Source organism: Peribacillus deserti (genome assembly GCF_016909175.1).
GTDB classification, from domain to species: Bacteria; Bacillota; Bacilli; order Bacillales; family DSM-1321; genus Paraperibacillus; species Paraperibacillus deserti.
The window spans coordinates 1-18,994 of sequence record NZ_JAFBFI010000035.1 but is presented as its reverse complement, the minus strand read 5'-3'; the positions used below and the strand labels follow the sequence as shown (position 1 = coordinate 18,994).

Genomic DNA, 18,994 nt, shown 5'->3' with positions numbered 1-18,994 from the left:
CTCCTAGCCGTAAGATCAGTATGGACAGGAAACCCATTTTCATATTCTGTGGTGCAGCAGTGCTGCATGATTGGCTAACGGGTGCGTTAGTTAAATAAGGAAGGGCTGCTGTTGCAGTTCTTGTTTGTTGTTCCACTAAACGGGTGTTCAGAGAAGGAAATGACTCTATAATGTCGAATTAGAGATGTTGGAGCATATTTTGAAAAACAACATTGTTTGTAGAAGAAAATATAAATGAAGAAGTTTTGAATTGTAGGAGGGTGGGATGGATTGTATTTAGCTGCCGTAGGAGTGTATTCATTCTTTCTATCCTTGAGCGGACTTGTCTTCACTAAAATTCTAAAAAATTTCAACTAAACTGAACATATGGCAAAGGGGTTGATGTACGTGTGTAAAAAAGTTGTGACTTGGATAGTAACAGCTGTTCTTTTGTTGGGCTTGGCGGCTTGCAGTAATGAAGCTGAAACAGCACCTGCTAAAGATGAAAAGTCGAAAGTGCAATCGCCAATTGACACTCCCGAATTCGTAAAAAACAAAGATATAGACAAGATTGAATGGGATAAACCAGCTGTTACATTCATGACGAATACCAACAGCGAAATGCTTGGAATCCCAAACAAGCTGGGTGTGCTCGGTCCTGGATTGAAAAAAGGGGAAATACAAAAACTGATGTGGCACTTCTGGGGGAAAGAACGGGGAGAAATGACTGTCGTAGGATACCATAGAAAGTCATCTGCCGTTCACCCGGTTTTATGGGATGTTGATACCAAAAGCTCTTATTGGAAAGCTGGAAGAATAAGCGGTCAAAATAATGGCGCAGATGCCCATATGCCTTCTAATGTGTTATTGCATGAATCCGGAACATGGGCGTTTCTGGTTTATCTAGATGACCAATTATTTGATACCCTTGTGTTGGAAGTAGGAGGAAACGGGCTGACGAGCAAAAAAGAGGAATATCCGCTTACACCGACCTTCAAAACTGAAGGAGAAGTGTTGAGAGGGCTTGAAGGACGAATAGGGATCAATAATTCCCCAGGCATACAATAAAGTTTTGTGGCACTTCTGGGGCAACCCATCTGAAATAAAGGGAACATTTAAAGTAATAGGCACCAATTTGAATACTGGAAAACAGGAGTCCGTTTTGTTAGTAAATCCAGAAAGTAAGGAAAAAATATGGGAATATGAGGGAATTATACTCAGCCCAATTTAGGAGCTGCCAACTGAGTTGGTTTAAATTCTTGGATATTGTTAAGTACCGAAGTGATAATGCATGAATCTTATAGTGCATTGAGAACGTATAAATATTAAAATTTCGATTGTTTGACCAACGAAGAATCATATAGAAAAGGAGGTAACTTGTTTGGGAATAGCTATTCTTATTATTTCAATTCCTTTCTTTATTTTCGCTATCATACTATCGAAAGGAAAAGGAGCATCAATACTTGCTGGTTATAATACAATGTCTGACAGTGAAAAGGCTCAATACAATGAAGTAGCTTTGTGCAAATTTATGGGGAACATTATGTATGGTATTAGCTTTAGCATAATATTATTTGCATTGAGTGAGATGTTAGAAAAGCAAGGTTTATTTATTATTGGTCTTATTCTACTTTTTACTCTAATTATTTTTGCGTTGGTGTGTTTCAATACAAGAGACAGATTCAAAAAGAAGTTTAATGATAATGGAAAGAGGACTTCACATATAGAGTCCTGAATTTATTAATATAATCAACAATGTTCATTAACATAGCCTAAAAATAAAAAGGGAACTTAAATATTTGGAGTTCCCTTTTTTGAATAAAACCACGAATATTAAAAAAATTGGAAGTCGGTCTGAAACAAAGTAACAGTTCTTCAAGGTGACTGATAAAAGTGAAAAAAGGGAAGAAAATTTTTCCAAAAAGCGTGAAAATATGTTCCTTATAAACGAAATTCTTGTTCAACTAACGGGTGCGTTAGTTCAACAGATAATAGAAATAATGACTCAAAATAGAACATTTATAATTTACTATTATCAACATAATTGGTTTAGCACAGCTAATAAGAACGACTATTAAGTGATCCTTTTGCTCAATTAGTGGGTTAATTCGGTATTTGTTTAGGAACCGTATGCCAGGCATCAATAGGATAATTATTTAGTAATAATCCAACGGCTTAAAAATTTATAGGATTTCCTAATTTTTTTGCTTTCCCTTTATACACTGAAAATAAAATATAATTCTTCCTGTCAAGAACAGATTCAAATTGTGCATCTACATATAGCTGCTTTCCAAAGCCTTCGATTTTCCCATCGTCTGCTAGCTCTTTTTTAGCCCAGTTTTCAAACTGATTGTTAGTTGGATTAGTGATGACTAAAAGGAGGAGAAGCAATACAGCAAGGTAAAGGACGAGCCTTTTTTTCTTTCTTTTCATATTTTATGATCCCCCAGTTTTTAATTAGATAACTATCCACTATAGCTTGTTATTATTCCTTAACATAACAAATGATATATCTAACCTAAGCGATGTTCTTCCTGGAACATCGGCTTTTGTTCTTTTATAAACAGTAAGCTAACGTCACCACTACACATAATTATAGATTGAGAAGGTTTTAACTAAAACTATCGGGTGCGTTAGTTGAAATCGAGACAAAAAATAAACCCTGCCGAAGCAGGGTCCGTACTATAGTTTTAATCGTTGACTAACCCACCAATCTATATGATCTAAATTAAAGACAATCATATTGTTAATAGGTCTAAGATGAGGTATATCTTTATTTAGAATAAGTTCGTGGACTTGCTTCTCAGTAAGCGGATAGCCTGCTGAAGCAAGATAAACGATTAAATTTTGAATCCCATAGATCTTTCTCAATCCTATCACCTCCCGCCAAGTTCTCTTTGGTATAAAGAAAGCTCAGCAGGAGGTATTAAGAAGAAGGAAGATAGGTATATATACCCTTTTCTACTAAAATGTAATCTCACAGCGACTTTGGGAACTGATAATAACGACTAGTTTAACTAACGGGTGCGTTAGTTAAAGGTCCACAGCTGCCGAATTGGTGGCTTTTTGCTTACTGAACTAATTAGGCAGACTACAAAGGAGTATTAATATTTTTAACGAATACTTACTTATATAAATGCTTATATTAAAATTCTTTTCATAAAACAGTGAAAATTAAAGGAGCTGATAAAGTTGACACCGGATACTAAAATTAAGGAACAAACTATTTTTCATCACATTGGAAATAAAATCAAAACAGAAGATAGAGAGATTAATATAATTACTAGGTTAGAAGAACCGCTATTAGTAATTTTAGGAAACGTTTTGAGCGATGAAGAATGCGATGAGCTAATTATGTTGTCAAAAGACAAAATGCAGCGTTCAAAAATTGGAGCAACACGAGATGTCAATCAGATTAGAACAAGCAGTGGTATGTTTTTTCAAGAAAATGAAAACAACACTATTATCAAAATCGAAAAAAGAATATCGTCTATTATGAACATACCCATTGAACATGGCGACGGAATTCAAATACTTAAATATACTCCTGGTCAAGAGTATAAAGCTCATTTTGATTTTTTTTCACCAATAAGTGGAGCAAGTATCAATAATAGAATTAGCACAATCGTAATCTACTTAAATGATGTGGTGCAAGGTGGAGAAACTTTTTTTCCTAAACTAAATTTTTCAGTATTCCCTCAAAAGGGTATGGCGGTATATTTCGAATACTTCTATAACGATACAGAATTAAACGAGCAAACATTACACGGCGGAGCACCAGTTATTACTGGGGAAAAATGGGTTGCAACACAGTGGATGAGGAGACAACGAGTAAGATAAACACAAGAGTTCTTTTAAATTAAGCTCTGTTAATGATTGCTGTAGATTGTTTCTTCATATTTTTACAATCACTGTTACTTTAATAGGTGGTTATAATGCAGAAACTCGTTTAATGTTAGGTGCTTGAACATCCAGCTGTATTTTTCCAGGCAACTTTGGTGTAAAATGGGGCAGGTTAGATTTGCGGTACATTTTAACATTCTAGAGGTGGTTTTAGTTATGCAGCAATTACAATTTGAAGCGTCTTGGGACAAAGCATTAGCTGTTGAAGACCGACAAAAAATAGAAAGTATCTTTAGTGAAACAAAACATTTAAACATTTCCGGCATTCTTTGCTCTCCTATACGAGAAGCAATCAACCATAAAGAGGCACTCCTTGTGTCTGTTTTGATCCATAACTTTACGGACGATACGCTTTCTTTAAATAAGGCAAGATTACTTTACAGCGTTCAGGGAGAGGTCATTGCAGATAAGGTATTCACTTTACCTTCGCTTGCTGTCTCTTCCCAAGTGAGTATGCCCTGGACCTTTATATTTCCAAGGGGTAGTTATATACCACACACTACTTTTGAGAATGGGCGATTAGAAATACTTTAAATCCGCTTTTCCTATTTTTTATATTGAATGTTTTTCTCCAAAATATAGTGAATTAACTGGAGGCTGTTTGATAGACCCAAGGGATTAACCCTCTTTTTTTAGAGTATCTTGAACTAACGGGTGCGTTAGTTGAGGAAGATTGGGCAGCTGCGGCGGCCTTTTTTTGTTTACTCAAACGGGGCAGATTAGTAATAGAAAAACATTTGAATTTAATTGTATAACGCATAATATTGAGGTGATTTGGGTTAAAAGGCATTCCAAAGATGAGGGAAATAGTGCTAGATGATCTCTGATTAAACTTGATTTATGGCAGTAAATAATATAAATAGATCCACTTATCCTTCATTTCACCAGTTATGAAGGACAGGTGGCTTTCCGTAATTAAAAATCTCCTATTTTATCGTTTTTATGAATATCTTCCGTTCCTGCATCTAATGCAGTCATGTAATATTCGCATTTATGATTTATGAGATCCATTGTCTTATTTAGTTCTTCCAACTGTGCTTCTACAGCAGCTTTTCGCTCCAAGAACATGTTATATCTTTGCTGCAAGGTTGAATCGCCTTCAGAACACCATGCAATGAAACCTTTAATTTCCTTAATTGGCATCCCGGTAGATTTTAGACATTGAATAACTTTTAAGGATTGAATATCGGATTCTTTAAACAATCGGGTTCCACTGGGGGCACGTTCTACAAAAGGCATTAGGCCCTCTTTGTCGTAGTACCTTAAGGCATAAACTGTAAGATTTAATTCTTTTGCAACTTCGCTGATAGAATACGTCACCGTTATTTATCTCCATTTCTTCTTGTATAGACTTCGAGTTAGCTCTATGTTTTGAGAGCATTCTCTCATGCCATCTACCGAATGTCAAAAGTTTTTACTAGTTTATTTTATTGATAGGTTATCACTTGACCTAGAGTTAACTAGAGGGATTATTCTAGTTTTGCAAGAGAAAAAGGGAGTAAAGGGAAAAGGGAAGTTAAATATCTATACTCCGTAAAAATCCATTCTCTTGAAATATCAAATTTGGAGGTTTACACAATGATAATAGCTAAAGCGCGAGCAGTCGATGGTCCAGACAAAACGTTTAGAGCGGCTGAAATTAAAAGACGTGACCTTGATTTACATGATGTTCTAATTGAAATTAAATATGCAGGCATATGTCATTCTGACATCCACACTGCTCATGGTGAATGGGGCCCTGTGAACTATCCTCTTGTACCTGGACACGAGGTCGCGGGAATTGTCACAGATGTTGGAGCCGAGGTAACAAAGTATAAAGTGGGTGACCGAGTTGGGGTTGGGTGTATGGTTGACTCCTGTGGTGAATGTGTGAACTGCCGTAAAGGAGAGGAACAATACTGTCTAAAAGGAAATGTCCCTACCTACGCTGGTGTTGATAAATACGGTGAGCCAACTCAAGGTGGCTATTCTACCCATATTGTTGTAACTGAGGACTTTGTAGTTAGAATTCCAGATAATATTGAACTTGATGCTGCAGCACCATTACTGTGTGCAGGCATTACGACATATTCTCCATTAAACCATTGGGGAGCTGGTCCAGGTAAGAAAGTAGCAGTTGTTGGTATGGGAGGTCTTGGACATATGGCTGTCAAGATTGCACATGCCATGGGTGCGGAAGTTACTGTACTGTCACAAACATTGAGTAAAAGAGAAGATGGTTTGCAATTTGGTGCAGAAAACTACTATTCCACCAGCGACCCGAAAACATTTGACAAACTTGCCGGATCCTTTGACTTAATTATTAACACGGTAAGTGCAAAGCTTGACATGGATGCTTATTTTGGACTTCTAACTCTTGACGGCACTTTGGTAAACGTCGGTGCGCCTGCAGAGCCTTTGTCAGTAAATGTGTTCTCTCTCATCGGTCATCGCCGTTCATTTGCAGGTTCAATGATTGGCGGCATCCGTGAGACACAGGAGATGTTGGAGTTCTGTTCAAAACATAACATTGTTCCTAAGATTGAAGTCATATCAGCCGACCAAATTGACGAAGCCTATAAACGTGTCTTAGCGTCGGATGTCAAGTATCGGTTCGTAATTGACATCAGTACAATGTGAGCTGCGTAAACGTTAATTCTGAAAATACTCAAGGATGTCCCGAGATAAGCTTTTGGGACATCTTTTTTAGCTCTTTATATTGATTTTCGATCACCGGATATTTAGCAGGTGAGTATTCCTATAGAAAATAATACTAAGCATGTGAAGAGATGCAGGCAAATTAACAGATGCGATAGGTGAAAAAAGATAGGCTGCTTCTGCAGTCTTTTTGATGTTTCATGAACTGAGGTGTCATGTCAAAATTAGGAATCCGAATTTATAAATTTCGCTTGAAGATCTTTTAAAAATAATTCAGAAGCAGATGAAAAAACTTGATGCTTTTTCCAAACAATATTCAAGCCAGATTCAAGTCTTGGCTCTAGCGGTCTAAAACAAAGGTTACTATCTCTAGACGTATTCACTATTTTATCAAGGGTTATTGCATAACCAATTCCCTCATCAACCATAATAGCAGCATTATATGCAAGATTGTATGTAGTCACGACGTTTAATTTATCAAAATCTCCACCAAACCAATACGCAAATTCATTATTAGACAATGTCTGTTTCATAGCCTGTCTTGAACAAATTAGCGGTACATTTAATAAATCCGCTGCTTGAATGGTATCTTTCAAAGCAAGAGGACTGTCTTTTCTCATGACCACGCCCCAAACATCTTTGGCTGGGATATGGAGATAATTGTATTTTGATAAATCTGCTGGTTGAATTAAGATACCAAAGTCAAGCAATCCCTTGTCAAGCCGTTCAGTCACATCGTCTGAGTTTCCGCTGTAGAGATGATACCGTATATTCGGATAACGTATCTGTAAATCTTTTACTACCCGTGCAATCTCTCTCATGGCGTCTGTTTCCCCGCCGCCTATATAAACATCACCACTTATTGTTTCTTCCATGGAATTAAATTCTGCCTCTAATTTATCGATCATATCAACGATTTCTTCTGCTCTCTTTCGCAGGAGCATTCCTTCATCTGTAAGAATGATGCTATGACTGCTGCGAATAAATAGTTTTTTCCCTAACTCTTGTTCAAGGTCTTTTAATTGTCTTGATAAGGTCGGCTGAGTAACATGCAAAAAATCAGCAGCACCCGTAATGCTTCCTTCTCTTGCAACAGTAAGAAAATATCGCAAAACTCTAAATTCCATATAACACTCTCCCTTTATAATGTTTTAGTATAACTATTTTAGATATGCCCATCAAGCATATCATGATATTAGATATAAGTAATTGCTATATACAAGGATTACACTACAATAAATAACAAAGGATGTTGAGTAAGGAATTAATGTAGAGTTCTTTGGCAAGACACGGTAAGAAAGGATATGCAATTAGCACTCCTTTTTCGGTTGCGGTAAGTAAAATTATCATTCGTCCAACACAACAAGTGGATTATTAGGTCTTCTAAAAAATAAAATTAAAAGCAATTGGGAGGAAATAATTATGACATACAATAAGAAAGTTTGGTTTATTACAGGTGCTGGACGTGGAATGGGCGTTGATTTCGCAAAAGCTGCCCTTGCTGCAGGTTACCAGGTTGTCGCCACTGGTCGTAATACCGGCAAGATAGCCAAAGTTCTTGGCGATGACAAAAATTTGTTTATTGTGAAGTTGGATGTCACTGACCCAACAAATGCTGAGGATGCTGTCAAATTGGCAATAGACCGATTTGGACGTATTGATGTTTTGATCAACAACGCAGGTAACTTCTATGGCGGTTTCTTTGAGGAATTGACCCCACAACAGATAGATCGTCAAATCGCGACAAATCTCATTGGTCCGATGAACATCACACGTGCCGTATTGCCTGTGATGCGTAAAGCTCGTTCCGGACACATTATTTCAATCTCGTCTCTTGCGGGATTAGTTGGTTTCGAATACAATGCGGCTTACTGTGCTTCAAAATTCGGTCTTGAAGGTTTTATGGAGTCGTTACATCAGGATGTAGCTCCATACGGCATCAAAACGACTATTGTAGAACCAGGCTTTTTCCGTACCGAACTTTTAAAGCCAGACTCTACATACTTTGCTGAGCTATCTGTCGATGACTACGCCGAGCGTAATGCACAACACCAGGCTTTCTGGAAAGAAAAAATGGGAAACAGGAAGGCGACCCAGTCAAGCTTGCAAAGGCTCTAATTACCATTGCAAGTCAGGAGGAACCACCGTTACGCTGGATCGCTGGTGCAGATGCCATAGCTGGTGCAGAGCAGAAAGTTGCAGAGCTTCAAAACCAGATCAATGCCTATCGGGACCTTTCGATATCCCTTTCTTACGAGGATGCATAAGCTTTCAAACGAAGTTAACTTTAAATTCTTCGGGAAAAATTTTAATAAAATGTCCCCATTTCTTTTTGGGGGCATTTTATTGAAGATAGGAGTTGTTTTTTTGAATAAACGAAATAATTTGTTGGTCTTTATATTAACGTTCGGAGTATTCGGCATCTTAAATACCGAAATGGGTGTTATTGGGATACTACCTGTCATTGCTGAACACTTTCATGTCAGTATCTCAAAAGCAGGATGGCTGGTGAGTCTTTTTGCCCTGGTTGTTGCAGTATCTGGCCCAACAATGCCTTTGTTGTTTTCTGGTATAAATCGGAAGAAGGTCATGTTACTTGTACTAGGTGTTTTCGTCTTGGGGAACATCGTATCCATATTTACATCTAACTTTACCATTCTATTAATTGCTCGTATAATTCCAGCTTTTTTTCATCCAATATATTGTTCTTTGGCATTTTCGGTAGCTGCTGCATCAGTAAGGAAAGAAGAAGCTCCAAAAGCTGTTTCTAAAGTATTTATAGGAGTATCAGCAGGTATGGTTGTCGGTGTACCTATCGCAAGTATTACTGCCAGTGCAACTTCCTTACAAATGGCGATGGTATTTTTTGCTATTGTTAATGTTATTACATTCATTGCTACCTTAATTTTTGTACCATCTATGCCAGTTCAGGAAAGACTTTCTTATGGTACACAAGTTTCCGTATTAAAAAAATCTATTACATGGCTTTCCATCGTGACTGTCGTTTTATTAAACTCAGCCATATTTGGGGTTTATAGTTATTTTGCTGATTATCTGAAAACAGTTACGAATATGTCTTCGAATTCTATTAGTTTAATGTTATTCCTCTACGGTGGAGCCAATATTATTGGAAATATAGTGGCAGGGAAATTACTAACTAAAAATGCGAACAAATCTGTCATATCTTATCCTTTAATATTAGGGGCAGTTTATATCATATTTTTTTTCACAGGACAGTTTACCCTGCCTATGGCGATTATTACTTTTATTTGGGGAATATTGGCTGGTATTGGGGGTAATATCACTCAGTATTGGATTATGTCTGCAGCTCCCAAAACACCTGATTTCGCTAATGGATTATTTCTAACATCCGCAAACTTAGGAACAACATTTGGTGCAGCTGTAGGCGGGTTATTTATATCAGAAATGGGAACACAATACGTAGTGTTAGTGGGAATTCTATCATTAATACTAGGTTTGTTAACTATTTTACTTAGAAATTATATGTATAGTTATACAAAAGAACTCTCCACATAGGGGTATCCCTATAATGATTCTTAGGTACTTTCAATCAAAGGCGAGAAATGGAGGATTTAAATGTCAAAGGATAAACAAGTTGCACTTGTCACTGGCGGGAATCGCGGAATTGGATATGAACTGGTCAAGCAATTGGCGTTGAAAGGTTTTAAGGTCATTTTGGCAAGTCGGGATCCCGAGATTGGTTATGAAGCTACACAAAAACTTAAGGAGTTAGATCTGGATGTTTCGTGTGTGGAGATGGATGTCGCCAATCAAGATAGCATCCATCAAGCTAGGGCAGCAATAAATGAGAAATATGGAAGATTAGACGTATTGATTAATAATGCAGGCGTGTATTTAGAGAAGAATGAAAAGTTATTGGCTATGACTCTTGCATTCTGGAGAAAACAATGGCAGCTAACTTCTTTGGCGTTTACCATGTCATCCGTTCGTTTATTTCTCTTATGGAAAAACAAGGTTACGGGAGAATTATTAATGTTTCCTCAGAATATGGGGCGATGAGCGAAATGTCATATCCAGGAGCAGGAGCTTATAAGTTGTCTAAATTTGCCCTAAATGGATTGACACGATTGGCAGCAGCAGAAATCAATGGAGATATCAAAATAAATGCGGTCGATCCAGGGTGGGTAAGTTCAGATATGGGTGGAGCTCCAAGAACTCCAAGGCAAGCAGCCCAGTCTATCCTTTGGTTAACGACTGTTGGACCTGAAGGACCAAACGGGGGATTCTTCAGAGATGGAAAACAAGTTCCTTGGTAAACATCAATAGTTGATTAAGAAATCCCTTTTTGATAGAACCCGAAAGGAACTGAAGAAAAGTGATAAAAAAACAATTTAAAATCGTTGCTGTAACGGGATTTGCTCATCCGGCATGCTTAATTGTAAGTGATGCTTCTAAGTTCACATCTACAATATCCTTAATTCACAGGGGTGTTTCTGTTAACCTAAAAAATCCGCCCAATTCTATTATGGAGCTTATATCATTAAGGATTAAACCAGGAACTTTTGTCGAGATTACTGCAAATGGGTGCGACGAACACGCTGCTTTACATACGATAGAAAATTCTTTGAGTAAAAACCTATATATTGAGCCGGAAAAGCGAGGAAATAGTTGGACTGTCTCTAATTACTCTTTTTGTGATGAAATTGTATTTTAGACAAAGCATCATGTGTAGTAAAAGATGATAGTTAATTGGGAATTTGAAAGGATTTTTAACTTCAGTCATAAATTTCTTATTAAGCTAACGGGTGCGTTAGTTCAGCTGAAGCACCCTTTTTCTGTTTCTCATAGCGGGGCAGGTTAGTTTAATTATCTCAGAGATGGTGCAGGTTGCTTTGTTGGAGGAATATTCCTAAATAATGCGAAGTTATAAGTAATGGATTTTAAATAAGGAAGGAGAATATGGCATTGAAAAAATAAGATTCATTATTTATATACTTGTAATCATATTAATTTGTTCAAGCTGTCGAGCCGAATCCATTGGTCAAAAGATAACTGTACAAAAACGAGTAGATGAGGGTGAAAATTACAAAGTTTTTAACGAGGTCCCCGAAGAAAAAAAGGTAAGAAAGACGATTGGTATAGTAGAAAATGCGGATTGGAAAGACGTTGAAGTAGAAATGTCTAACTACTCCGATTACAGATTTCAATTTCCGTATAAGAATAGCAGTAGCAGTGAAGACAAAATTGCGTCTTATTTACTATGGGTAAATATTAATGATACTAAATTAGTGCTTGTTACTGATAGTGAAAAATATGGGGAGTTAACTAAGTAAAATTCAAAAATCCTGTATGAAATTTTAACAGGAGAAGAATAATAGAATAGCTGTTATTAGACTTTTGGGGAAAACTTATTCCTTCAGAAGCAGCAATTCAATTTGAGCTAATTATTAAGTTAATCTATTCATACAATAACCTTCCCCACCAAACGCGTGCGTTAATTTCTGAAAGCGATCCTTCTCCATATACCTTTTTCTGATAATAGAGCTAAAATCAATGCAATAACGATGGATATTGGTATAATTTGTAGGTAATAATCTGCAAAAAAGTCAGAGTACTTTGTCAACCATACTGACATAATACCAAATACCATTACAATAATTGAAATAATGCCTAAATTTCTTCTCATTAGTTTCCTCCTTTTAAATTCAGCCCATAAGGGTTGCAATTAAATAAATCCAAGTGTTCCTAAAGTACCTATACTTACAGAAAGAACAGCTATTGACCAATATACATTGTTACTGAATTCCCGTTTTATCCTAAATAGAGTGAAGGCGGCAACTGCTATACCGATAACTATGGGTATTAACAGAAAGAACTAAGCAGGAAAGTGTTTATGTCTTTAACAGAAAAAACCAATATAAATTAAATGTAGAACAAATAAGATGATTAAAATGCTTTTTTCATAGCATCCTTCTACAGGATGTAGATTTTATACATATATTAACTTTTATTATCACGCAATAGGCACCCAAAATGAAACTCCATCATAAAATTTCTTTTTCTAGTTGATCCAGCTTCTTCAGCTTATTGTCTTTTACTTAGGTAAAGTCATTTAGATTGAATAATCAATATTCCAGCGGTGAACATATCAACTTACACGTGGATATCACCACATGTCAAGACGATGCTTGTTTGGAATTGATTTGGCTGCCAAACAGCCTAAAATATACACTGAAGCATCAGTATTACCTGATGAAGTTGTAGCAGTAGCAGCTGTTCTTATAAATGTCTCTAAAATGGCTATTTTCAAATCGAGAAAATTTCAAGGATCTGGTTTTTTGTTTTTTGCATTAGGAGTATCCGTATAAAATATTTAAAGTCATATTCTCTCGGATTAACTATGGCTTATATGGGAAATGTATGGTTAGCGAAACTCTTACATAGCATTTTAAGTTTTAGAAAGGAGAGAGGCGGATGGAGTCACTCTGGCTAGAATATGCTTGGGCATTATTAATTCTAATCGGCTTAGAAGGTTTGTTATCGGCTGACAATGCCCTTGTTTTAGCAGTTATAGCCAAGCATTTACCCAAAGATCATAAAAAAAGAGCTATTAATTACGGAATCATATTAGCCTTCGTGTTCCGATTTATTGCCCTTTTTGCCATTTCTTTTATTGCAAACGTCTGGCAGATACAGGCGATAGGAGCAGCTTATCTTCTTTACTTAGGCTTAAAGCATGTCATTCAAGCCCGGTTCGGGAAAGAAAATGAGAATATTCATAAGGAAGATGAAAAGGAATCCGCTGGGAAGGGTTTCTGGCCAACAGTTGGGAAGATTGCTTTAGCTGATCTCGCTTTTGCTATTGATTCAATCCTAGCTGCGGTTGCCCTTGCTCTTGGTCTACCAGATTCGCCGCTCGATGACTTTGGCGGCATGGATGGAGGACAATTTATTGTTATTCTTCTTGGAGGTATTGCTGGCCTAGTCTTGATTAAGTATGCTGCAACCTGGTTTGTACAACTTCTTGATAAACGTCCAGCCTTGGAAACAACAGCATATGCAATTGTTGCCTGGGTGGGTGTCAAACTTGCAGTAATTACTCTTTCCCATGAGGATATTGGTGTCTTAGATCATCATTTTCCCCACAGTACTGCTTGGACTGTGATCTTTTATGGAGTATTAGTAGGTATTGCCCTAATGGGTTGGTTTGCACCAGGCAAAAAGCAGTCATTGGAGAACGGTAAATCCTAGAAGGTACAGAATATAACAGGCTCCCATTTTATACTGGTAATTTTCGTTACGTTATGGAAAGTACATACGGAAGATTAATCTATCTCCCTTCCTTTCCCAGCAATTAATATGTAACGTTTAAGAACATTCACTGTCTTTGGTAAATATTTGTAGGTGGTTATCGGGTGCGTTGATCCAAGCAGGATTAGCGCACCTTTTTATTGAATTTATTGAAGTCCCATGAAAATAAAAACTAAATATGGACATGAAAAAACTGATCCAGAAAAACCAGTTCTTAAAAAAGGCTGCGTCTGGAATGAACTTATATGGGTTGGCTGATAAATCAAATTGCTTCCCTTCTACTAAAAAATGAAATCAGTTAAAGCTGCCGCAACAACCAGAAAAAGAATTCACTAACAAGCATGTAATTTTTAGAAGGAGTTTTTCCCTTTACAACGAATAATGAATGTAAATGGTGATAAGTCAGTTTTTCATTGGGTATCAATCACCGAGGCATAGCGCGTTTGCTATTTACGTTGAAAAAGGGAGTGGAAAAGCCTGTGATTAGCAGAGTTGGTCAGATCATGTTGTATGTAAATAACCAAAATGAGGCAGTTAATTTTTGGACGAATAATTTAGGATTTACTGTGATTTCTGAAGAAGATAGCGGACAGGGTATGAGATGGATCGAAATTGCTCCATATAAGGATGCTGAAACAAGCATCATTCTGCACAATAAGGAATTCGTGGCTAACATGGATCCTGAATTAAATCTTGGTACACCATCTTTAATGTTTTTTTCGGAAAATCTCGACCAATTACATAGTGACTTAACCAATAAAAATATTACAGTCGGAGAAATTGTAAATATGCCTTCAGGCAGAGTATTTAACTTTGCAGATAGTGAAGAAAATTACTTTGCAGTAATGGAAAAAAAGTGAATTACAAATAAACGTTAAATACGTATTAAGCCGATAAGGATAATGTTTTACTCATTTTTAAAATACAATAAGCACTTGGCACCATCCGTTTTTGGATGGTGTTTAAATTTTTCCAAAAGTCTTTATCACCTAAATGGGAGTTTAGGCGATTGTGAAGTATGCAGGCGGCATCGGCATCCTTTTTCTATATTGCACTTATGGAAGGAAATGAAACAAATTTAAAATCTTACTTATAGATAAAGGAATGAAGAGGGTATCCTTGAAGTATTTTTCAATTGTGAAAGTGGTACAGATTACATCAACAATAGAAACGGAAAATTGAGTCCGGGTATGCATTCTATTTGTTAAATTTCCGGATTTATCTTAATCAAACTAATGGTTGCGTTAGGAGATGAAGATATGGCTGCTTCGGCAGCCATTTTTACTTCTGTGTAACCAAAGGCTCTTTTAGTGAATAAGGCTAAATTTACATTTTATGGTAGTATATATTTTAAGATGCTTAGGCAGGATAAATAAATTAGATGTTTTAGGGAGTGGAGGCTTTGAAGAAATACCTGTTTATTTTTATATATACTTTGATTTTAATCGCAGGTTGTACATACGAGGTTAGTAAGAAAAGCCAGACATTGAAAGAGCTGCCAGCACAGAAAGCAGCTAAATTTTCACAAGGAAAACAAAATTTTAAAATTATCCCTTTATATGAAGAAGTTCTTGAGTATACGGAAGCTGTGAGCAAGAAGTCCGATCTCAGCGAGAATGATCTATATGCTGACAAAGTTATAAAGCCTTTTCGAGAGAAAATAACTAAAAATAACTTAAACATAGTAAACGATTTTTCGGAATATTTAGCGCCTACTCGGGATGTTCAGGATCTTAAAGATAATTCTATTCAACTTCTTAAACGTCAGGATGACATAAATAAGGCAATCAAACAATCTCTGCTTGATTCTTCAAAGTTCCTTTCGGGGGGAGACAGGACAGTATTTGTTATGACGGCGAACCCTGAATGGCCATTAGAAGATATGAATGGTATCTCGGCTATTACGGTTAGTGAAGATTTTATTTTGATACAAATTGACCCATCTGTTACTGAAAAGCATTTAAAATATGCGGTTGCACATGAATATCATCACACGATTAATATGGAGAAAAATTCTGTAGGCAGTACAGTGTTAGATTGGGTGGTATTTGAAGGAAAAGGAGATGCTTTTGCTAAATTAGTCTACCCGGAAACAGAAGTTCAATGGACTAAGCCAATACCTGATGATTTGATTAAAGATCCTTTATCTGAATTAAAAAAAGAAGGGAACTCTTCTGATTTCCAGATTTATAATGAATTTATCTACGGGAATAACTCAAAGAATATCCCTATGAGAGCAAATTATATGATTGGTAATAAAATAATGCAGAGTTACTTTAAGAAAAATCAGAATGCAAAAATTGAAGAATGGACAACTCTGGATTCAAGGGAAATTGTACGAAGCAGTGAATACGGATATTTAATAGTGAATTAGTAATATAACTATTAATTAAAATTTTTAAAAACAATTGAAATTAAGCTAACGGGGGCGTTAGTACAAGAAGGATTGAAGCAAACTTGTGAAATTCTCCTATTTAACAAATCATAAAATCTTTGGCTAATAAAGAATCCCACTTTATTAATAAATACATCCTATTAAATACGTATATTCAAAAAAGCCCAATAATTATATGTCATCCAGTGTTCTTCCAATTTTCTATTTCAGTCTTTTTTAGCAAAACTTTATTTTAACTCGAACAGTGGAATGCTGGTTGATGGGGTGGGATTTTAGCAGGAGATATTTTGGTTGTATAGAGATTGTGAACTTAAAATAAACATTTCTGATACAAACCCCCGATTTCGTGAAAAATAAACATTTCCGATCAGTTTGATAAAAAGTGCTTAAGCATGGTATAAGTGTAAAAGAAGCAGGGAGATTTTGCTTTTTAATTTTGGGATAAGGGGTTGGCCTGGTCTCCCATAATGAGAGGATTTGAATTTGAATATGATAGATAATTTTTGGCGTGATTTACCACGACCTTTTTTTATACTGGCACCAATGGAAGATGTGACGGATGTTGTTTTTCGTCATGTAGTGAGTGAAGCAGCAAAACCTGATGTGTTTTTTACAGAGTTTACAAACTCGGAGAGTTACTGCCACCCTGACGGGAAAGAAAGTGTGCGCGGGCGTTTGACTTTTACAGAGGATGAACAGCCCATTGTAGCCCATATTTGGGGAGATAAGCCGGAAAACTTTCGGCAAATGAGTATCGGTATGGCGAAACTTGGGTTTCGGGGTATAGATATCAATATGGGCTGTCCTGTACCTAATGTGGCACAGCATGGGAAGGGAAGCGGCCTTATCCGCCGTCCAGAAGTTGCAGCACAATTAATACAAGCAGCAAAAGCAGGAGGACTGCCTGTGAGTGTGAAGACAAGGCTTGGCTACAGTGATATAGACGAATGGCAAGACTGGCTGACACACATATTGAAACAAGACATTGTTAATCTTTCCATTCATCTGCGTACAAGAGACGAAATGAGCAAAGTAGATGCTCATTGGGAACTAATACCGGAGATTAAGAAGCTCCGTGACCAGGTGGCACCCAATACTCTCTTGACGATCAATGGGGATATCCTTGACCGTCAAACCGGCTTAAAGCTCGCTCATCAATACGGTGTTGATGGGGTTATGATTGGGCGTGGTATTTTCAATAATCCATTTGCCTTTGAAAAGGAGCCGAAAGATCATAGTAGTAAGGAATTGCTTGATCTCTTAAGGCTGCATCTAGATCTACATGATAAATATTTGCTGCGTCCGTTCAAGGCTCTTCATCGCTTTTTTAAGATATATGTCCGTGGGTTTAGAGGGGCAAGTGAATTAAGGAATCAATTAATGAGCACAGAGTCAACAGATGAAGTGCGTGCATTGCTCGATAACTTTGGGTCAAATCTTGATGGAATGGGGGAACAGTAGAAGTGTCCCAATTCAAGGTAAAAGCTAAGTAGGACTTAATTGGTGATTTAAGACACACTGGTATTGGAACATTAATTACTGTGTATGCTAATAATCGAAAAATTACTCAAAGCACGTTATTGCTTCTTTATTTTAGATAAATTATCAACCTACAAGTAAAAAACACAGCTAAAATGGCGTCTTAAATGAAATACTGCTAACGGAATCAGATGATACTGGTTCCGTTAGTTTTTTTTGTAAGATCACCAACACCCCTTGTGTTGTCAATTACTGTCCACACACACAGAATGCTTATGAGGATGTAAAGGGAAAACTATATCATCCATTAATTGATTTACTTTCAACACAATGTAATCGTTTTGCATTTGTAGAAATTAGACAAATGATGGAGATTGAAGAAGAACGTCTTGCTTATCTTGATAATTTGATAGCCGATATAGAAGTACATCTCATTGAAAGAAAAGTTCAACGAGAATGGAAAACGACAAAACTATGTGAGGATACAGCATACGTTTATTTTTAATTGAATAATTTGACAAAGGAATTTTTAAAAGAACGCAGCATATCTCTTTTTGGTTGGATTAGTCCAGAGTTACCAGAGGATTTAATGTTTTATAAAGATGGTCAATGTTTTTTAGCTGCGTGTTCGAAGGGTTTATAATGGTTGATGAATCAGTATGGGATCGTTTGTGATAGGGAGTCGTTCGATGGCGGCTATTCAATCCAATCAAAACATCAAGGCATTAAACGATGATTCAATAAGGGGATAATTATCAGTTTTGAAATTTTGTACTTGAACTAACAAGTGCATTAGTATAAGAAGGTGAGGAACTAATTCAGCCCATTTTGATATTCAACAGGTTTCTATTTAATGTAAGGTTAAGTGTAAATTGAATAGTTAAAAGTTCTTTTGTTATAATAATCTATCGCTTGGAGGGACTGCTTTGAATAAGAAGAAATTACAAATCATAAGTCTTGTTGTAACTCTTATTTGTGCTTTTATCCCTGCAGTCGGTGTTAACAATGATGGATTCCCTCATATATTTGGTTTTCCTGCTGAAGTTTACCATCATTACGAACCCTTTATTTTTAACTTTCAAGGACTAGGATTTATTTTAATTTCTTTTTCTTCTATATTGTTCTTCGCTTGTTGAATAAACTCTATAAGAAGTCTGTTAAAAATGCGAAACGCAGGTAGGTAGCACCGCCAGAAATTACTTATGATGCTTGTTTAAACTCCCATGAAAATTAATTCTGAGATACAGTCAAAAAGGCAATACTAAAGAAGACAGCTCATTCTGTATTTTTAAAAGAGTGCCTGGTTGC

The 18,994-nt window shown here is 36.5% G+C and carries 19 protein-coding genes and 1 pseudogene; 15 read left to right on the top strand and 5 right to left on the bottom strand.

Annotated elements, in window-relative coordinates:
• The first annotated feature begins 387 nt into the window (after positions 1-387).
• Together JOC77_RS20340 and JOC77_RS20335 are read left to right on the top strand one after the other, a co-directional pair.
• Positions 388-1,047: a hypothetical protein gene (locus tag JOC77_RS20340; RefSeq protein ID WP_204548128.1), complete on the top strand. Its 660-nt coding sequence runs from the start codon at positions 388-390 to the stop codon at positions 1,045-1,047.
• Positions 1,048-1,360: 313 nt separating this feature from the next.
• Positions 1,361-1,714, top strand: a complete 354-nt coding sequence (locus JOC77_RS20335; protein WP_204548127.1) for a DUF3784 domain-containing protein — start codon at positions 1,361-1,363, stop codon at positions 1,712-1,714.
• Between the two features lie 440 nt (positions 1,715-2,154).
• Here JOC77_RS20335 and JOC77_RS20330 read toward each other — a convergent pair whose 3' ends face one another.
• Both JOC77_RS20330 and JOC77_RS20325 read right to left on the bottom strand, forming a co-directional pair.
• Complete coding sequence (locus tag JOC77_RS20330) at positions 2,155-2,412, bottom strand: hypothetical protein (protein WP_204548124.1); 258 nt, start codon at positions 2,410-2,412, stop codon at positions 2,155-2,157.
• A gap of 249 nt (positions 2,413-2,661) precedes the next feature.
• Positions 2,662-2,850 (bottom strand): hypothetical protein, encoded by a 189-nt coding sequence (locus JOC77_RS20325; protein WP_204548121.1) that lies wholly within the window; start codon positions 2,848-2,850, stop codon positions 2,662-2,664.
• A gap of 321 nt (positions 2,851-3,171) precedes the next feature.
• Between JOC77_RS20325 and JOC77_RS20320 the strand changes: the two genes are divergently transcribed.
• A complete protein-coding gene (locus tag JOC77_RS20320) occupies positions 3,172-3,819 on the top strand; it encodes a 2OG-Fe(II) oxygenase (protein WP_239558955.1) in 648 nt (215 codons plus the stop codon).
• 219 nt (positions 3,820-4,038) lie between these two features.
• Entirely contained in the window at positions 4,039-4,416 is a 378-nt protein-coding gene (locus JOC77_RS20315) for an SLAP domain-containing protein (RefSeq protein WP_204548118.1), read from the top strand.
• A gap of 381 nt (positions 4,417-4,797) precedes the next feature.
• On the opposite strand, the gene JOC77_RS20310 is transcribed toward JOC77_RS20315, so the two are convergent.
• The gene (locus JOC77_RS20310; protein ID WP_204548115.1) at positions 4,798-5,202 is read right to left on the bottom strand and encodes a MerR family transcriptional regulator; all 405 of its coding nucleotides are present in this window, start codon (positions 5,200-5,202) and stop codon (positions 4,798-4,800) included.
• A 258-nt stretch (positions 5,203-5,460) separates the two neighbouring features.
• Here JOC77_RS20310 and JOC77_RS20305 point away from each other — a divergent pair, with 258 nt between their 5' ends.
• Positions 5,461-6,501, top strand: coding sequence for an NAD(P)-dependent alcohol dehydrogenase (locus JOC77_RS20305; protein ID WP_204548112.1), 1,041 nt, complete (start codon positions 5,461-5,463; stop codon positions 6,499-6,501).
• A 242-nt stretch (positions 6,502-6,743) separates the two neighbouring features.
• Here JOC77_RS20305 and JOC77_RS20300 read toward each other — a convergent pair whose 3' ends face one another.
• Positions 6,744-7,646: a LysR family transcriptional regulator gene (locus JOC77_RS20300; RefSeq protein ID WP_204548109.1), complete on the bottom strand. Its 903-nt coding sequence runs from the start codon at positions 7,644-7,646 to the stop codon at positions 6,744-6,746.
• 295 nt (positions 7,647-7,941) lie between these two features.
• Between JOC77_RS20300 and JOC77_RS20295 the strand changes: the two genes are divergently transcribed.
• The 4 genes and pseudogenes from JOC77_RS20295 to JOC77_RS20280 all read left to right on the top strand — a co-directional run bounded on the left by JOC77_RS20295 (position 7,942) and on the right by JOC77_RS20280 (position 11,215).
• Positions 7,942-8,637 (top strand): SDR family oxidoreductase, encoded by a 696-nt coding sequence (locus JOC77_RS20295; protein ID WP_239558953.1) that lies wholly within the window; start codon positions 7,942-7,944, stop codon positions 8,635-8,637.
• Positions 8,638-8,886: 249 nt separating this feature from the next.
• Entirely contained in the window at positions 8,887-10,056 is a 1,170-nt protein-coding gene (locus tag JOC77_RS20290) for an MFS transporter (RefSeq protein ID WP_204548106.1), read from the top strand.
• Between the two features lie 60 nt (positions 10,057-10,116).
• A pseudogene (locus JOC77_RS21920) lies at positions 10,117-10,817 on the top strand (SDR family NAD(P)-dependent oxidoreductase).
• Positions 10,818-10,876: 59 nt separating this feature from the next.
• The gene (locus tag JOC77_RS20280; RefSeq protein WP_204548103.1) at positions 10,877-11,215 is read left to right on the top strand and encodes an HPr family phosphocarrier protein; all 339 of its coding nucleotides are present in this window, start codon (positions 10,877-10,879) and stop codon (positions 11,213-11,215) included.
• Positions 11,216-11,995: 780 nt separating this feature from the next.
• On the opposite strand, the gene JOC77_RS20275 is transcribed toward JOC77_RS20280, so the two are convergent.
• Positions 11,996-12,187: a hypothetical protein gene (locus JOC77_RS20275; RefSeq protein WP_204548100.1), complete on the bottom strand. Its 192-nt coding sequence runs from the start codon at positions 12,185-12,187 to the stop codon at positions 11,996-11,998.
• A 487-nt stretch (positions 12,188-12,674) separates the two neighbouring features.
• On the opposite strand from JOC77_RS20275, the gene JOC77_RS20270 reads away from it, so the two are divergent.
• From JOC77_RS20270 to JOC77_RS20245, 6 genes are all read left to right on the top strand, one after another.
• Positions 12,675-12,869 (top strand): hypothetical protein, encoded by a 195-nt coding sequence (locus JOC77_RS20270; RefSeq protein WP_204548097.1) that lies wholly within the window; start codon positions 12,675-12,677, stop codon positions 12,867-12,869.
• A gap of 106 nt (positions 12,870-12,975) precedes the next feature.
• Positions 12,976-13,752, top strand: a complete 777-nt coding sequence (locus JOC77_RS20265) for a TerC family protein (protein WP_204548094.1) — start codon at positions 12,976-12,978, stop codon at positions 13,750-13,752.
• 539 nt (positions 13,753-14,291) lie between these two features.
• On the top strand, positions 14,292-14,672 hold the full coding sequence (locus tag JOC77_RS20260) for a VOC family protein (RefSeq protein ID WP_204548091.1): 381 nt from the start codon (positions 14,292-14,294) through the stop codon (positions 14,670-14,672).
• A gap of 542 nt (positions 14,673-15,214) precedes the next feature.
• Positions 15,215-16,186, top strand: a complete 972-nt coding sequence (locus JOC77_RS20255; protein WP_204548089.1) for a DUF2268 domain-containing putative Zn-dependent protease — start codon at positions 15,215-15,217, stop codon at positions 16,184-16,186.
• A 510-nt stretch (positions 16,187-16,696) separates the two neighbouring features.
• The gene (locus JOC77_RS20250; RefSeq protein ID WP_204548136.1) at positions 16,697-17,668 is read left to right on the top strand and encodes a tRNA dihydrouridine synthase; all 972 of its coding nucleotides are present in this window, start codon (positions 16,697-16,699) and stop codon (positions 17,666-17,668) included.
• Positions 17,669-18,612: 944 nt separating this feature from the next.
• Positions 18,613-18,822 (top strand): hypothetical protein, encoded by a 210-nt coding sequence (locus tag JOC77_RS20245; protein ID WP_239558949.1) that lies wholly within the window; start codon positions 18,613-18,615, stop codon positions 18,820-18,822.
• Positions 18,823-18,994: the final 172 nt, after the last annotated feature.

Bases quoted from the DNA above. Each gene is read 5' to 3' on its own strand.
- JOC77_RS20265 (WP_204548094.1), top strand. From the start codon at position 12,976: ATGGAGTCACTCTGGCTAGAATATGCTTGGGCATTATTAATTCTAATC.
- JOC77_RS20250 (WP_204548136.1), top strand. From the start codon at position 16,697: ATGATAGATAATTTTTGGCGTGATTTACCACGACCTTTTTTTATACTG.
- JOC77_RS20270 (WP_204548097.1), top strand. From the start codon at position 12,675: ATGTCAAGACGATGCTTGTTTGGAATTGATTTGGCTGCCAAACAGCCT.
- JOC77_RS20330 (WP_204548124.1), bottom strand. From the start codon at position 2,412: ATGAAAAGAAAGAAAAAAAGGCTCGTCCTTTACCTTGCTGTATTGCTT.
- JOC77_RS20315 (WP_204548118.1), top strand. From the start codon at position 4,039: ATGCAGCAATTACAATTTGAAGCGTCTTGGGACAAAGCATTAGCTGTT.
- JOC77_RS20295 (WP_239558953.1), top strand. From the start codon at position 7,942: ATGACATACAATAAGAAAGTTTGGTTTATTACAGGTGCTGGACGTGGA.
- JOC77_RS20275 (WP_204548100.1), bottom strand. From the start codon at position 12,187: ATGAGAAGAAATTTAGGCATTATTTCAATTATTGTAATGGTATTTGGT.
- JOC77_RS20305 (WP_204548112.1), top strand. From the start codon at position 5,461: ATGATAATAGCTAAAGCGCGAGCAGTCGATGGTCCAGACAAAACGTTT.
- JOC77_RS20300 (WP_204548109.1), bottom strand. From the start codon at position 7,646: ATGGAATTTAGAGTTTTGCGATATTTTCTTACTGTTGCAAGAGAAGGA.